The organism is Staphylococcus sp. HMSC62B09, from assembly GCF_001839115.1.
GTDB classification, from domain to species: Bacteria; Bacillota; Bacilli; order Staphylococcales; family Staphylococcaceae; genus Staphylococcus; species Staphylococcus haemolyticus.
On record NZ_KV840148.1, the window covers coordinates 41,732 to 43,166 of the forward strand.

At 33.4% G+C, this 1,435-nt stretch carries 1 protein-coding gene; it reads left to right on the forward strand.

From position 1 onward, the window contains the following. The coding region (gene ilvA, locus HMPREF3265_RS06675) for a threonine ammonia-lyase IlvA (protein WP_070861199.1) at positions 1 to 1,036 on the forward strand (1,036 nt) is incomplete at its 5' end. Positions 1,037 to 1,435 lie beyond the last annotated feature (399 nt).

Genomic DNA, 1,435 nt, shown 5'->3' on the forward strand with positions numbered 1-1,435 from the left:
CGCAAGTGCTGGAAATCATGCTCAAGGTGTTGCTTATACTGCTAAAGCATTAAATTTAAAAGCTGTGATTTTCATGCCTGTTACCACACCTCTTCAAAAGGTTAAACAAGTTAAATTTTTTGGTTCTAAAAACGTTAAAATCATATTAACTGGAGATACTTTTGATGATTGCTTAAAAGAAGCTTTAATTTATACTGAACAAAATCACATGACTTTTATCGACCCTTTTAATAATGTAGATACAATAGCTGGACAAGGAACATTAGCAAAAGAAATTTTGAATCAATCAAGTAATGATTCAATTACGTTCGATTATCTATTTGCTGCTATTGGTGGTGGAGGTTTGATTTCAGGTATTAGTATTTATATGAATCAATATAGTCCACAAACTAAAATTATTGGTGTCGAACAATCTGGCGCTAGTAGCATGTATGAATCAGTTGTTGTCCAAAACAAAATAGTGACACTTGATCATATTGACAAGTTTGTAGATGGTGCTTCTGTGGCACGAGTTGGTGATATCACTTATGATATAGCTAAAAAATTTGTAGACGATTATATTCAAGTAGATGAAGGTGCTGTTTGTTCAACTATTTTAGATATGTACTCTAAACAAGCCATAGTTGCTGAACCAGCAGGTGCATTAAGTGTTTCAGCATTAGAGCACTATAAGGAAAAAATTAAAGGTAAGACAGTAGTATGTGTAGTTAGTGGTGGTAATAACGATATTAATCGAATGAAAGAAATTGAAGAACGTTCATTACTTTACGAGGAGATGAAACATTACTTTATTCTTAACTTTCCTCAACGTCCTGGTGCATTGAAGGAATTTGTTAACGATGTATTAGGACCTCAGGATGATATTACTAAGTTTGAATATTTAAAGAAAACTTCTCAAAACACTGGTACTGTCATTATCGGTATTCAACTTAAGAATCATGATGACCTTAACCAACTAAAAAATAATGTTCATGATTTTGATCCATCAAATATTTATATCAATGAGAATAAAATGTTATACTCACTTTTAATTTGAATATTAAACACTCCCATTCCTTGAGATGGGAGTGTTTTCTTTAATTTACCTGGCAACGTCCTACTCTAGCGGAACGTAAATCCAACTACCATCGGCGCTAAGAAACTTACTTCACTTCGAGTCAAACGCTCGCATCTTTCTTCATTTTCTAAAATTGCTTGCTTTTTTAGCTCAACTAAACTCGCTTCTCAATTCTTTCAATTCATCAGCTTCAAACGCTTTCTCTTCGTAAAGCTATTACACTTTTATTTGTTGTTATCTTATTAAACCCTCGATTTTGTTTTTTGCATAAAAAAAGAGACCTTTCGGTCTCATTAATTTGCCTGGAAACGTCCTACTCTAGCGGAACGTAAATCTGCTACCATGGCGCTAAGAAACTTACTTCACTTCGAGTCAAAC